11 protein-coding genes and 5 pseudogenes are annotated in these 13,344 nt (G+C 56.0%); 9 read left to right on the top strand and 7 right to left on the bottom strand.

The window, feature by feature from the left end:
• Positions 1 to 20 precede the first annotated feature (20 nt).
• Entirely contained in the window at positions 21 to 431 is a 411-nt protein-coding gene (locus tag BSG19_RS21305; protein WP_092990030.1) for a hypothetical protein, read from the bottom strand.
• A gap of 59 nt (positions 432 to 490) precedes the next feature.
• On the opposite strand from BSG19_RS21305, the gene BSG19_RS21300 reads away from it, so the two are divergent.
• A complete protein-coding gene (locus BSG19_RS21300; protein WP_139274804.1) occupies positions 491 to 886 on the top strand; it encodes a hypothetical protein in 396 nt (131 codons plus the stop codon).
• Positions 887 to 1,611: 725 nt separating this feature from the next.
• Here the strand turns inward: BSG19_RS21300 and BSG19_RS21295 are convergent.
• Positions 1,612 to 2,682: a mannuronate-specific alginate lyase gene (locus BSG19_RS21295; protein ID WP_170866062.1), complete on the bottom strand. Its 1,071-nt coding sequence runs from the start codon at positions 2,680 to 2,682 to the stop codon at positions 1,612 to 1,614.
• Between the two features lie 362 nt (positions 2,683 to 3,044).
• Here BSG19_RS21295 and BSG19_RS26460 point away from each other — a divergent pair.
• A pseudogene (locus BSG19_RS26460) lies at positions 3,045 to 3,355 on the top strand (integrase); the annotation flags it as partial.
• Between the two features lie 158 nt (positions 3,356 to 3,513).
• Here BSG19_RS26460 and BSG19_RS21280 read toward each other — a convergent pair.
• Positions 3,514 to 4,227 (bottom strand): helix-turn-helix transcriptional regulator, encoded by a 714-nt coding sequence (locus BSG19_RS21280; protein WP_092990027.1) that lies wholly within the window; start codon positions 4,225 to 4,227, stop codon positions 3,514 to 3,516.
• Positions 4,228 to 4,349: 122 nt separating this feature from the next.
• Between BSG19_RS21280 and BSG19_RS21275 the strand changes: the two genes are divergently transcribed.
• From BSG19_RS21275 to BSG19_RS25820, 3 genes and pseudogenes are all read left to right on the top strand, one after another.
• A complete protein-coding gene (locus BSG19_RS21275) occupies positions 4,350 to 4,985 on the top strand; it encodes a LysE family translocator (RefSeq protein ID WP_092990118.1) in 636 nt (211 codons plus the stop codon).
• Positions 4,986 to 5,588: 603 nt separating this feature from the next.
• Complete coding sequence (locus tag BSG19_RS21270; protein ID WP_092990026.1) at positions 5,589 to 7,511, top strand: methyl-accepting chemotaxis protein; 1,923 nt, start codon at positions 5,589 to 5,591, stop codon at positions 7,509 to 7,511.
• A gap of 40 nt (positions 7,512 to 7,551) precedes the next feature.
• Positions 7,552 to 7,772, top strand: a pseudogene (locus BSG19_RS25820) (hypothetical protein); the annotation flags it as partial.
• A 168-nt stretch (positions 7,773 to 7,940) separates the two neighbouring features.
• Here the strand turns inward: BSG19_RS25820 and BSG19_RS21260 are convergent.
• A pseudogene (locus tag BSG19_RS21260) lies at positions 7,941 to 8,039 on the bottom strand (IS5/IS1182 family transposase); the annotation flags it as partial.
• Positions 8,040 to 8,136: 97 nt separating this feature from the next.
• On the opposite strand from BSG19_RS21260, the gene BSG19_RS21255 reads away from it, so the two are divergent.
• The 4 genes and pseudogenes from BSG19_RS21255 (at position 8,137) to BSG19_RS21240 (ending at position 9,846) form a co-directional block, all read left to right on the top strand.
• Positions 8,137 to 8,385, top strand: coding sequence for a FitA-like ribbon-helix-helix domain-containing protein (locus BSG19_RS21255; protein ID WP_080867842.1), 249 nt, complete (start codon positions 8,137 to 8,139; stop codon positions 8,383 to 8,385).
• Positions 8,382 to 8,804, top strand: coding sequence for a type II toxin-antitoxin system VapC family toxin (locus BSG19_RS21250; protein ID WP_092990025.1), 423 nt, complete (start codon positions 8,382 to 8,384; stop codon positions 8,802 to 8,804). The genes BSG19_RS21255 and BSG19_RS21250 overlap by 4 nt, the downstream gene beginning before the upstream one ends.
• A 40-nt stretch (positions 8,805 to 8,844) precedes the next feature.
• Positions 8,845 to 9,062, top strand: a pseudogene (locus BSG19_RS26450) (integrase); the annotation flags it as partial.
• A 274-nt stretch (positions 9,063 to 9,336) separates the two neighbouring features.
• Positions 9,337 to 9,846: a DUF305 domain-containing protein gene (locus BSG19_RS21240; protein WP_092990024.1), complete on the top strand. Its 510-nt coding sequence runs from the start codon at positions 9,337 to 9,339 to the stop codon at positions 9,844 to 9,846.
• A gap of 61 nt (positions 9,847 to 9,907) precedes the next feature.
• On the opposite strand, the gene BSG19_RS21235 is transcribed toward BSG19_RS21240, so the two are convergent.
• The 3 genes and pseudogenes from BSG19_RS21235 to repC form a co-directional block, all read right to left on the bottom strand.
• Entirely contained in the window at positions 9,908 to 10,648 is a 741-nt protein-coding gene (locus BSG19_RS21235) for a GGDEF domain-containing protein (RefSeq protein ID WP_092990023.1), read from the bottom strand.
• Between the two features lie 103 nt (positions 10,649 to 10,751).
• On the bottom strand, positions 10,752 to 11,033 hold the full coding sequence (locus BSG19_RS21230) for a hypothetical protein (RefSeq protein ID WP_092990022.1): 282 nt from the start codon (positions 11,031 to 11,033) through the stop codon (positions 10,752 to 10,754).
• A 988-nt stretch (positions 11,034 to 12,021) separates the two neighbouring features.
• Positions 12,022 to 13,233, bottom strand: a pseudogene (gene repC / locus BSG19_RS21220) (plasmid replication protein RepC); the annotation flags it as partial.
• Between the last annotated feature and the right edge of the window lie 111 nt (positions 13,234 to 13,344).

Here is a 13,344-nt window from a genome sequence, read left to right as displayed (position 1 = left end):
GCAAATGGGCGTGCAGACCTTCAGAATCGCTGCCGGGCTGGCGGCTGAGCTGGCAGATCGACATGCCCTGATTGAGGGTCGGCGAGTTCGGCGTGCGCTTCGCGGTTGAACTGTATTCCGATTTCGCCGGAGGCGCCAAGGCGATAGGCCATGTCGGGAACGATATGATGGGCATTTCCCTTGCAGATCGGCTCGATTTCCCCATAGGGGCCGACGATGCAGTCTTTCTGCGAACCTTCCTCATCAACGCGTGCGCCGGTGGCCGGCTGCGGCGGCGCCCGGGGCTTTAATTGCGCGTCCTGCCTCAGGCGGCGCGCATGTTCGGCTCGTTCTCTGGCAAACCATTCAGCAATGTCATCTTTATCGACGCCCTCCTCCTCGGGTTCGCGGGTCTTGCGAAACAAAGCCCCTTCGAAATCGTCCTGCGGCACTTCATCATGCCAAGGTGGGCGGTGGAGGTCGGCGTCAGCGCCAGAATGACGGCGCCGACGTGGTCAACGCACCGACATCTTCCGGGTTCGACAAACTTCGCTCGAACCGCATCTGCCGTGGCCTGCAGCGCAATGGGCATGCCGGATCACGAAATGGCGCTGAACTGTGGCGGCAGCTTCGAATGAATGGGTTTGGCGGGGGTCTCCGTGTCGTCACAGAATGGGCAACACGACGAAGGCGAGCTGAAAAGGCCGAAAGTGGGCTTGGCCACGCGCCGGCCGCACACGCTATCGTCCGCCTGATGACCCTGGAACGCAACACTTTGACCAAGGCCCAAACGATGACCGTCGCCGCGATTGAAGAGAGCCTACCGGACCTTGTCGAGGCCAGGGACGTCATCGAGAGCTTTCACGCTATGCTGCGCCGAAAGTCTAAAAATGATCTAGAAGCTTGAATCGACCGTGCGGCAAGAAGCTTGGGCGCCTCATTCGCCAACGGCGTCATCCGCGACAGAGCAGCGATTCAAAATGCGATAACTTCAATTTGATCGAACGGACAGACCGAAGGTCAGATCATGAAGCTAAAACTCATCAAGCGCCAGATTTACGGCCGCGGAAAACTCGATCTGCTTGAGGCACGTCTAGTCGGAGCGCCATGATGTCATCGAGATTGCGTCAGACCCAATATTCCACGCCGAAACATAATTGAGAGCGCGATTGAAAAATTCGACAACTGAATAGCCCAGAGATTTGTAAACGCCTTCTTGCCTAACTGTGCGGCAAGAAGATCATCATGAGCAAATCGAATTACAGTGAGGGTTTAAGCTGGACGCGGTGCGTCAAACGACCGAATGGGCCCGTTGCCGTAGTTTCGCAGCGGCTGAGTGTGAGCGAACACGCGCTCTACGAGTCGAAGAAGACGTTTTCCTGCGCGTCTGGCTGTGAACCGGCTTACAAACTTACGTCGCCTAAACAAATTCTTATCGACGCTGATTTTTTCGTTTTAGGTCTGGGTGGCAGAGCTGGCTCGGGGAATTTGAACTGCCAGAGTAAGTGGGACTTCCGACTAGGTGGCGGAAACAGGAGACGACCGTGCCGAGCGATAGTCCGAGTTCAAAGGCGAAAGTTGCTCTGGTAACCATTCGGGCAGACAAACACTGATGGGCGTCCCCTTGCCAGTTTACCGGCCGGTGAACATGGCAGTCATGTTGCCGCCCAGCCGCGTGTCTTGCAGCGGGCGCAGTTGTGCGAGCTTTGCGGCTATTACGCCAGTGCACCGCACTGTCCAGCAATATGGTTCGAGCCAGGCGAACTTGGATTGTTTACCCTCAGGTTCGAATCGGACTTGCTTGGCGCCGGTTTTTGCCTCGAACGGGCGTAGGTCGTCGTAAGCGGTAATTGCGCGTTCCACCGCGCGGTGCAGAGCGTCGTGGCCCTCCCCTGCAAGATCCAGATCGTTGGCCTTGCCGAACGCAGCCATCATTGCCGCGGGCGCTACGGCGTAGACATGGTAGTCTGCTGCACGCGTCTGTCGCTTCAGTTCATTGGGTAAGAAGCCGTCGGCGTCCACCTGCTGGGCAAAGATCGCATACATGTCCGTCGCCCAGTCAAATTGATCGCGGCGATTGGTGACAATGCTCGTCGCCATCACGCTCCAGGCTGCCCAGTAATAGTGATTGTTGATCTTCTCGCGCGCGTCATCTTTGTCCCATTCGCGAGTGACCTGATCGGCGATCTTACCGAGCCAGTCATCTATCTCAGCAGCTTTTGAAGAGTAGACGAGAAGCGGCTGTGAGCGCGAAAATTTGAGGCGTAGCCATGCGCTACTCAAGCTTGCGAGGGCCCATTTGCGTTCTGACTTGCCGGTGTGATTGATCGCCGGGCCGAGAAGCGCTTTTGCGTCGGCCCAGACACTGTACCATGCGACGACACACTGCAGCGTCTGCGTCGAACCGCCGTCCATGTATTGATCGACGAGTTTGGTGGCCCCCTTCTCCATGTCGCTGATGGATTTGGTCAGCGTCTTGTACCGCTTTGCTGACACCTCGTTAAGAGTACTTCGCGATTTGCCAGAACCTTCGTACTTGCTCGGGAATTCGAGTGCTCCCACAAAAGGCTCGGGTGCCGGCGTACACGGTCGCATCGAACCGCTATTATGCTTCACCTCATTGTAATAGCCGGTGGGTGGCACCAAACCACTCGCCAGTGCAGATTTTGCCACGCCACCCAAGGTGAAGACCAAGGCAATCACAGCGGCGACCGGAGTGTGTAGATATCTGCACATTTTGCCATTTTAGCCAAATGGAGGAAGAGGGGAAAGCCCCGTCACCCCATACCCGCCGTGTACGGCGCGGCGTGTTGGAAGAAAGTTTATCCTGTGCCCGCCATCGCATTAGGCGCCTAATGTGTTTGAACGCGCTTAGGGCCAGCGGCGTGGCTTGCCGAAGAAGGGGGCAGAACAACAGCAGTTCAAAATCCTGCGCTAACTTCGTTCGAACGGAGCATGAACCTACGCCTCGTAGCCGCATAATCGTCTGCCGGGAAGTTGCAAATTTCCTCGCGATGGCCGAAACACTCATCCCCAGTTCCCGATCGTCACGGGCATCCTGCTTGAAAGCCGACCAGACAGAAGACGGGCGCGGCTGGATCGAGATCCTCGATCAGGGCATGCTCGTCACACTGCGCGGCAAGACCGGGTGGCGCGAGGTCGAGATCGGGCGGGGTCGTCGAATGCGACATGCCCCGTCGTAGCGGTGGAAACCTGTATCCGGTTTGCAAAGCTGGTTCATGGGCCGCTGGGCCGCCGGGGTGACGGGACAGGGCAAGGCGGCTGGACCGATTGGCTCAACGACAGGGAAGTGGCGCGACTGGTGAAGCGCTCGGCGATGGCGGCCGGTGTGCGCGGCGATCTTAGCGAGATCGAGTGGAAGTTGAAGGTTGCAGGCTTTCCGAGCCCGACCTTACCCCGCTGGGCCGCCGCGAAGCGGCCAAACTCGATAAGGCGGGTCTTATCCGGATGCAACGACAGCGCAAACTCTTGCAGTCGCTCTCGCATCTCATCCCGGAAGCGGCGGGCATTGTTCTAGTGGGGTACCGAGGATACCGGGTCTCCCTGATTGATCTGCCAGCCGGAAATCCAGATGCTACGCAGCCGATCTCCCTCCTTGCGGAAGTGATCTCCCGTCAAAATGCAGCTTTCCATACGGTCAATCCGAAAATTCCGAATTGCCTGTCTCAGTTCACACCATCCGACGATGACGGCAGTTTCTAAATAGTAAATCAGCGCCAGCGGCCAGACGATACGGCTGGTTGGATTGTTCTGCTGGTCCCGGTAGTCGAGCGACAGCTTTTCCTCGTCGCGGATCGCACGGCGGACAATCCCAAAATTGATGCCTTCAGGAACTGGAGTGATTGCGCCCCAAGCGTGAAGGGCGCGTGATGCCAGTGCTTCACGTAAGGGCGCGGGCACGGCGGCTGCGATCTTGGCAACGACCCGTTCGGATGCTCTTTTCAGGTCCGTGTCGCCTGTACGCTCGATCAGCGCCATGCCGAGCACGACAGCCTCCGTCTCTTCAACCGTGAACATCAGTGGCGGCAGATCGAAGCCGGGTCGGAGGATATAGCCAATCCCACGCTCGCCTTCGATCGGCACACGCATGGCCTGAAGGGCGGCGATGTCCCGATAGATCGAGCGCACGGTGACTTCCATTCGGGCCGCCATCTCCGCTGCAGTAACAGGCGTCTTTGCCAGCCTGAGAATCTGGATGATTTCAAAGAGTCTAGACGCCTTCCGCATGCTGATTGCCTCATCACAACTGACACATCCCTGTCAGTTGCACCCATGTATAGCACGCTCCAACCAACGAAAAGATAGGCGGTATCGAGACCGTCGGTCGAATGGAACGGCTCGCAACTGACATGACCTATGTTGAAAATCTCTGGCTTTTCTTTCTTCTGCTGACGGGCATTATCGTCGTTCCAGGCATGGACATGGTCTTCGTTCTCGCAAACGCCCTGACGGGTGGGCGGCGCGCGGGGCTCGCAGCGACTTTCGGAATGATGGCCGGTGGAGCCTGCCATACCCTGTTCGGCGCTTTCGCCGTTGCCGGGCTCACCAGATTGATACCATCTGTTTCCGGTCCAATGTTCATCATCGGCTCGGCCTATATGATCTGGATCGGCGTCAATCTCGCGCGCAGCTCGATCGTGATCGGGTCCGTTTTCAGCGGTGCGGCCCGATCCTCTGGACGTGTCTTCATCCAGGCCGTCGCGACTTGCATCCTCAATCCGAAGGCGTGGCTTTTCATTCTGGCTGTCTATCCGCAGTTCCTGAAGCCTGCCTTTGGACCGCTCTGGCCCCAAGCGCTTGCAATGGGTTTGATGACCGTGTTCGTTCAGCTTGTCGTCTATGGCGGACTGGCGCTGGCTGCCGCTCGGGGACGCGATGCCATCGTCTCCAAACCTGCTCTGACAATATGGATAGGAAGGGGAGCCGGTTTGGTGCTCGTTGTTATTGCGGCATACATGCTGCTGCGCGGGTGGAATGAATTGTGATCAGACCGACAGATTTTCGCGGAACTCCTGATTTTGCAGCGCGGTAAGTCGCGATAACCTTTTCAGAAAAGATCGCGGACTCTACAATATTTTACTTAAGTTCAATAATACGTCTTCCGTAAATGAACATCCCAATCAACTTATAATCTACTAAAATTAATATTTATTTTTTTAGACTTTTAATTTTAAGGTAACGCCATTCCGATATCCTCCAATCTTGACAAGTGCCGCAAATTTGAAAGTGCGAAACCCTTGATTGGTTACCGCTGCGTTCCATGAAGCCTTAAATTTGTGGTTTCCTCACCGGAGATACTTTATGCGGAGCCATCCATTTAGAAAGACTTAAGCGGTTCGATCTCTGCCAGCGCCTGTGATGAGCGACATCTCTTCACCCGCGTAGAGATACTCGCCGTTGTCCAAAAGCAGCGAGCCCGAATTCGATCGTCACGCATCGCCTAGAGGGGCCCGTCGCAAACGCGCGGTATTGCACCGCATAATCATACATGACGAAGTTGAATTCGTCTCGTCGTCGCCTTGCGCAGAATGATTTTGCTTCCGGCCATTCATTCCTTTGAACGTGGGATATCCACGCAGGGAGCATTTATGCAACGTCCTAGAATTAAAACAGCCCTGATTGCAGTCTTTGTCCTTGTTGGACTCATTGTGGGTGGCTTTGCCGCCTTTGCGTTGAATCGGCTCAGTGCGATCAACGGCAATGTCGAAGAGATCGCGACAAACTGGACGCCAAGCCTGAGCGCGGCACAAACAATCACCCTGAATGTATCACAACTCCGGGGTGCTTACCGTGACCATATTCTCTCACCGGACGAAGCCAATATGAATAAGTTCGAGAAGCGTATCTCGGATGTCATGAAGGCACTTCGCGATACGATCTCCGACTATCAAAGCATGCAGCCTTCCCAGATTGAAACCGACATCGTCAAAGATATGCTCGCAAATTTGGAGGATTACGACCGCGTCGGTACGAACTTGCTTGCAATTTCCCAAAAACGTGACGTGGATGGCGCGAAAGATATTTTGTATAATAAACTTTCTCCTATTGGCGAGAAAATAACGTTAGCCTCGGCTGAGCTTGTCAAAATCAACAAAAGTGGCATGGATGTGGCTTATAATGCCAGCAAACAGGTATATTCATCAGCAATTACGTTAACTGTATTTTCGATATTATTTACTATGCTCGTTGTTGCCACTGCTATTTGGTTCGCTGTATCCGGGATTGCGCGTCCGATCCAGAACATCACCTCATCCATGAAGAAGCTCGCAGAAGGCGACAACGCCACTGCCATTCCTTACGAAGGCCGTGCTGACGAGATCGGCGACATGGCTTCGGCCGTCGAAGTGTTCCGGGCCAACGCCATCGCCAACAAGAAGCTTGAGTCCGAAGCTGAAGCCAACAGAAACACCACGGAAGAAGAACGCCGACGCACATTGGAAGCCGACCGGCTTCGGGCTGAGGAAATGGCGCAGGCAACGGCTGGTCTGGGTGAAGGCCTGAAACATCTGGCAAGCGGCGACCTCACCTTCCAGCTAGCGGATCCGTTTGCACCCGATTTCGAAACATTGCGCGCCGATTTCAATGCAGCAGTTGGACAACTATCCGAAACCCTGCAATCTGTTGCCGAAGCAACCGGTGCCATAGACAACGGAAGCCGTGAGGTCAGCGCAAGCGCCGATGACCTGTCCAAACGCACGGAACAGCAGGCAGCGGCCTTGGAAGAAACTGCCGCCGCGCTCGACCAGATTACTGTCAACGTCGCCAATTCGTCCAAACGCGCCGAAGAAGCACGTAAAATAGCAGTGCAGGCGAATGAAAGCGCGGCTCAGTCCGGCCGCGTCGTCGCCAACGCGGTTGACGCCATGCAGAAAATCGAGTCTTCGTCCAATCAGGTCTCGAATATCATTGGCGTGATCGACGAGATCGCCTTCCAGACCAACCTGCTGGCGCTGAACGCAGGTGTCGAGGCGGCTCGCGCCGGCGATGCTGGCAAGGGCTTTGCCGTCGTCGCACAGGAAGTGCGCGAACTCGCGCAAAGATCGGCACAGGCTGCAAAAGAGATCAAGGATCTGATCCGCACCTCTTCCATCGAGGTCCATAGCGGCGTCAAGCTTGTCAGCGATACGGGCGAAGCCTTGAAGGCCATTGAAAGCTATATCGTGATGGTCAACCAGCATATGGACGCCATCGCCACGTCGGCGAAAGAGCAGTCCGTTGGTCTTGCCGAGGTAAACACCGCGGTAAACCAGATGGATCAGGTGACTCAGCAGAATGCGGCGATGGTCGAGGAGACCAGCGCTGCGGGTGCAACGCTTGCCAGCGAGAGCGGCAGACTGCGTGAGCTGATTTCGCAGTTCCAGATGAGCAGCACACCGCGCCAGACTTCGTCCATCATGGCCGCGGGTCCAGCCCATCGACCGTTTCCGTCACCGGTCCAGAAGCTCGCCGGCAAGGTTGTCAGGGCGTTTTCCGGCAACGCCGCAGTGAAGGAAACATGGGAAGACTTCTGATGAGCTCTCGCGCCCTTTGACGAGGACAGGCACGGAAGAGATGCTTGAGATCATTGCCTTCCGTTTGCCCGATCAAGAGTCCTGCGTGCGCACGACGACCATCCGCGAAAGTCGCGGATGGGACCCTCTATCCCCATTCCGCATGAGCAGGTGCCGGAGATAAGCATTTCTCCTGGCACGCGCTATGCTGATGGCATCATCGCCCAAGCGGACGGAACGATATGTTTCCTCAATCTGGAACATATGTTCGAGCAGATCGAGACGGCGAGGATAGTTGCTGCTGAATTTACAGGTCGCCTCATTGGAGGAACTGATTGTGACGAGGCAGCAACGCGGAAATGACAAGCCGCCTTCCAAAAGTCCTTTGGAGACCCGAAATATACAGGCAGCAGCATGTCGCGGATTTCCTAGGCTCAGGCATCATAAAATTCAGAGCCAGAAGATAACAGCGGCTGCGATGCAAATGCTTGAGAAGAAGGTATGCGCACAGCGGTCGTAGCGGGTGTGAATGCGCCGCCAGTCCTTGAGCTATTCTGTGACCATTCAGACGGGTGGGAAATGGAAGGTGGCGTTGAATGTTCTGCAATCATTGACTACAATGACATCATTGATGACTGGAGCTCCAATGGCAAGCATGACGATTCGCAACATCGACGACGCCCTAAAGCAGCGTCTGCGCGTGCGCGCTGCCACCCATGGTCGTTCGATGGAAGACGAAGCGCGCGATATTCTCCGCGTCGCACTGGCTGCCAGCGAAAAGCCGGCTCGCAATCTTTCAGAATCCATCCGCGCTCGGCTGGCGTCAGTCGGCGGTATCGATCTGGAAATCCCTGCACGCGAGGCTATTCGTGACGCGCCGGATTTCGGCCGGTGATCATTCTCGACACCAACGTCCTCTCGGAGCTGCTCACCTCAGCCCCCAGTAAGATTGTCATTGAATGGTTGGCGCTCCAGCACCCTCCTTCAGTGTTCACGACCGCAGTCACCGAGGCCGAAATCCTCTATGGGCTCCGACTCTTGCCGGAAGGCCAGCGCCGCCGTGATCTGGAAGCAGCCATCTCGCCGATTTTTGACGAGGATCTGTCTGGGCGCGTGCTGCCGTTTGATCGTGATGCCGCGGACCTTTATGCCACCATCGCCACACGTCGTCGTAGCGCGGGCCGGCCCATCAGTCAGTTCGATGCACAGATCGCGGCAATCGCTTTGTCGCGCGGTGCATCGGTCGCAACCCGCAATGTTTCTGATTTCGAAGGCGTGGGAGTTTCGATCATCAACCCATGGATGGACAGTTGATGGCGTTAGCAACCAGGTCTCAACTGCAGTGTTCCCTGATATGTTGCGGCGCGCCGAGGAACTGGATGCCCTCGACGCCATCTTGGCCTTTGATCGCAGAGACCAGCTCGCCGAGCTTCTGACCGACGACGATGTCGCCACGCTCAAGCAACTCGCAGCGAAGGCATGGGCGACAACACCATGCCGGCGCTGACGTCCGATCTCGCCTATCTGGAGGGATGGTGCGTACTGGCGCCAGGTACTCCCCTCCCCTCCCCTCCCCTAGCCTGCCCACGGGTTACGCTCCGGATATCTCACCGAGGTGGCGAACCGCGGCATTCCCTTGCCGAAAGCTATGCAGCAATCCCTGCACAAAGTCGGTCACTCGAGATTCGGGATACGACAACAATACCGAACGGAAGATGGGACGCGCCGCCCGGCTCGTGGTCTGATCGATGGATCAGCAGTCCTGACGCTGGCGCTGCCAGACCTTACGCGATTGGAACGATCATCCCCGGCACGAGTTCGCCTTATCTCGCGAAAGGAGGCAACCATGTCATACGGTCGCTTTGCCGCAATGATCGTCACCTCGACCGTGGTCATGTTCGGGTTGATGTACCTTAATACCTACGCTCTTGATCATGTGACTTACAGCCAGACAAGGACATGGATGGCCCTGCTGATGGGTGCCGTCATGGCGATCATCATGATGATATTCATGTGGTCGATGTACAGAAAGAAGGCGACAAACGCTGCCATTATCGCGGCGAGCGTCGTCGTATTCGCCGCTTCGCTCTGGTTGGTCCGCAGCCAGAAGACGGTTTACGACGTCAGTTATATGAAGGCGATGATCCCGCATCATTCGATCGCGATCATGACCAGCGAGCGCGCCCATATCCGGGAAACACGGGTGCGAAAGCTGGCGGACGGCATCATCGAAGCCCAGGTTCGCGAAATCGCCCAGATGAAATCGCTGATCGCCGATCTGGAAGCGCATCCCGCTCCGGACGACGCACCGGATCTTCTGTCTTACCGCAAGCGAGGGGCACCGACGCCGGAGTGAGCGAACGCCAAGAGCTGCGCTTACTACAGCGGACGTCGAGCGCGCACCCCTCCTCTGGGCTTTACGCGACGACCCTGTTCCGGCCAAGAGCTTTTGCTTGATAGAGGTTTTCATCCGCGGCCTTCAGGCAATCGGATGAATCAAATCCTCTTGGGCAATGACAGGCACCGATGCTCGCAGACATCATCACACGTGAGCCGGAGGGCGCATGCAGTATAATTCCCGCGATTTCTTCTCGAAGCTGCTCGCAATGGCCAAGCATTTCATCGAACATCAAGCCACTTTGAAATACGCCAAACTCCTCGCCGCCAAGTCGCCCAACGATGGAATGCGACGGCATCAGATAGCGTGCGAGGATCAGACCGACACAGCGAAGCGCCTCGTCACCCGCAGCGTGACCATAGCGGTCATTGATCGCCTTGAAATGATCGAGATCCAGATAAAGCAGCGCTCCAGACAGGCCCTGATGACTTGCGGCCTCAAGATCATCCATGAACGCGGTTCGTGTTAGCACTCCCGTCAGACCGTCTGTTCGTGATTGAAGGCGAAGGGCTTCATAGGCATCTGCTAGCCTTTGCAATGCCTCCCTTGTTGCGGCCTCAGCCCGCCGCACTTTTTCCGATTGCCAAAAATGCAGTGCCGAGGCGGGGATCGATATCGCCAGTGGGCAGAAGATCGTCATGAACGGGCCGGCGCCTTCTACGCGCCCGCCCAGAAACGGTACGACGCTGAACGAAAGCGCCAGCGAGGCGGCAACGGAAAGAAAGCCAGTCAAAACAGACTTCTGAACAACACGACGCATCGATATCACCGCCAGCGTTATCAGTTTATATGGATCCAGATGACTTTAAATTTGCTGAATCCAATACCTAAAAGCCGCCTCACCCGCCGAGGCGCTCAAACGATCAGTCAGCAACCCCCCCCTGCGTTTTGGTAGAAATCCTCACCGGAAACATATCCTCGCCGTAGTGATGAAGGCGCGTATGGTGGCGACGGCATAGCCATCGCACCCGCAAAGGTTCGTCGTATTGATCATGATGGGCATCGACCGCTTCAACGCTGCATACCTCGCAACTCTCTTTGTCGAGGCCACCCGCCTTGACGGCCCGCTGTACAGCGAGATGTGCTTCGTACTTGTCAGAATTGGCACGGCGCCAGTTCGCTTGCCGGGTATCGGTCTTGAGCATCTCCGCAATTCCTCGCGTGGTCTTTGGTGCGAGGGTACTATAAAGGCGGCTTTCCCGATACCGCATTGGTTGGCCCGAAGACTCATGCCCATCTGCGCCATTGCGCTACCGGACGGCTATCAGGCAGGAACTCCCTGCGCGTGAACAAAACAGAGTTCGTTTCCCTCATGGTCTTGGCAATAGGCGGCAGAAAATCTTCCGCATACGTTCCCTAGAGCGGGCGCCCACTTCGTGAAGTGCACCTTTCCCGGTCGCTGCGGTCAAGGCAAGATCGACGGCTCCTCTCGACGGCGCTAAGAAACAAATTTGCACGCCCTTGCTCCATGTTGCCGGCAACCCATTGATCGGGTGCCGGAGGGCGAACTGAGGCCGACGCCGTATCCTCTACGCCAGATGACGCCTGTCTCATTGATACCCTCTAACTCAACGACGCGCTGCAGTTGGAGTGGCGTCAAAATAGCATCGTAAAATACGACCATTGTCTCAAGGTCACGGGCGCCGATCATGATGTGACTGAACATGCCAGCTCCCATTTCCAAGGGTATGCGACCCGCCCCGAATTTGCGTTCGCTTGATCAACTGAGTGTCCAGACTTCTTCTCCTATCCTCCGAGAGTTGAAACATTTTTCGTCAGATATCCGCAGCATTTTAGAGACGGCAAGGGTTCGTTGCATATCTGAAAAAAACTGACACGAAGGACGCGCTACGCCAAACCCGTCCGCGGCGCAGCCACGAGTGATTCAACGAACTGTTGGGAAGCCGTATTAATTCGCTGAATCTTGATGAATGCCAATGACGTTGCATCCATTTCGGACGAAGCGAACTCGCTCGATGTGACACCTATGGAATCCGAGCAGCGATGTGCGTTCCCTCTCAATGCAATGAATTTATTCAACAAAACCGACGTTTGTACGGCTGGCAATTTTGCTGCCTCGCCGGAGGAAGCCGCCGCCGTGGCTACTATGACATTGGAACTGTCCATGGCTCCTGCAGACTTCCGGCTATCTGCCTCCTGCGTTCGAAGCAATGCCATCAGCATCGGCCCAAGGGAGAATTCGCCTCTTTCGGTCCGCCTTGTCAGGTCACGCAGGTATCCCCCCGGTGAGTTGATGTTCCCTGCCCGCTCTAGCACGCAGGCCATTGCGACCGCGGCATTTTCGGGTCCCATCGCCTCACATGCCTCTTGGTAGGCCGACGGACTGACGCCGAGTGTGGTTCGCACGACCACTGCGGCAGTCATCAGATCCCGCCAATGTGAGATTGCGCCACCTGTCGCGTAATCCGATATTTGAGGGCAAGCCCGCAGCACCATACCCAACGGAAAAGCTTTTATCGGCTCGGCACTCGATCTCCGTTCTCGTAGCAGTCTCTCGCCCTGCTCGTTTCTGGAGCTAGGTTCAAGTTCATTTAGGGATTCGGTATTTGAATTCTGTATGTGGTAGCGATTTTCGCTATCATTGGTATCGGTTTCTGTGGAAATAAATTGTGTTTCCAACATGTTGGTAGCTTCTTCGCTTAACAACGTGAGTTCGTCGAGGCAAGTTTCAAGGGAAGCTGCTGTCTTTGCAGTCTTGAGACGAGCAATTGCGGACACGAGAGCGCCTTCGACAGCTTGCCAATTTCCCGCCGCGCCTTCCTCCACCGCAGCGCTGATGAGCTTACGGATATCTCTGCGAGTTATCGTGATGCGCTCTTTTATGACGCGCAGCCGCCTGCTCTCCTCGGCGACTTGGTGAGCCATGATTGCGAGTTCTTCTGCCCTGGCGAGGAGCGGCGCGAGGCTGAAACCGTAGGCGGTCTCGATCGCACCGTCGTTTCCTTTCCGAGCGTAACGTTTGCCGTTTGGACTATCGTTCCGCTGGATAAGCCCAGCCTCGACAAGAATAGCAAGGTTTTCGCGTAGCGTTGTTCCCGCGATGCCGTTCGCTCGGATCGCCAGCTGCGCGTTCGATGGAAAGACAACGAGATTGCTCTCTCCGCTCAGCTCCTGTTCTGGGTAGAATGTCAGCAAGGCATTCAAAACAGCTAAAGCACGGTCACGCAGACCTAGTATTGTTCTTGCCTCGCAGGCGCTGCGATAAACCTTCCACTTGTCGACGGACTTACCCGCCTTGATGTTTGCCGTGGAAAGCTGAGCTTTCACCAAGGCAAGCGTCATCGGCCGCCGCCCAAATGGCGTCGTCACATTTCCTATTCGCATTTCCCTCTCACCTTTCTAAAGGCAAAAGAAATCCGCCCACCAAATTGGCGCCAAAGACTCTTGACTGTGTTTCATGGAAATGCGATTCTCAGGCTGCTTAGACATGAGGAA

Source organism: Rhizobium sp. NFR03, from assembly GCF_900111275.1.
Taxonomy (GTDB): Bacteria; Pseudomonadota; Alphaproteobacteria; order Rhizobiales; family Rhizobiaceae; genus Ferranicluibacter.
This window is presented reverse-complemented; position numbering and strand designations above follow the sequence as displayed.

Excerpts from the sequence above, each read along its gene's own strand:
- BSG19_RS21280 (WP_092990027.1), bottom strand. The coding sequence starts at position 4,227 with ATGCGGAAGGCGTCTAGACTCTTTGAAATCATCCAGATTCTCAGGCTG.
- BSG19_RS21275 (WP_092990118.1), top strand. The coding sequence starts at position 4,350 with ATGACCTATGTTGAAAATCTCTGGCTTTTCTTTCTTCTGCTGACGGGC.
- BSG19_RS21270 (WP_092990026.1), top strand. The coding sequence starts at position 5,589 with ATGCAACGTCCTAGAATTAAAACAGCCCTGATTGCAGTCTTTGTCCTT.
- BSG19_RS21255 (WP_080867842.1), top strand. The coding sequence starts at position 8,137 with ATGGCAAGCATGACGATTCGCAACATCGACGACGCCCTAAAGCAGCGT.
- BSG19_RS21240 (WP_092990024.1), top strand. The coding sequence starts at position 9,337 with ATGTCATACGGTCGCTTTGCCGCAATGATCGTCACCTCGACCGTGGTC.
- BSG19_RS21235 (WP_092990023.1), bottom strand. The coding sequence starts at position 10,648 with ATGCGTCGTGTTGTTCAGAAGTCTGTTTTGACTGGCTTTCTTTCCGTT.
- BSG19_RS21230 (WP_092990022.1), bottom strand. The coding sequence starts at position 11,033 with ATGCTCAAGACCGATACCCGGCAAGCGAACTGGCGCCGTGCCAATTCT.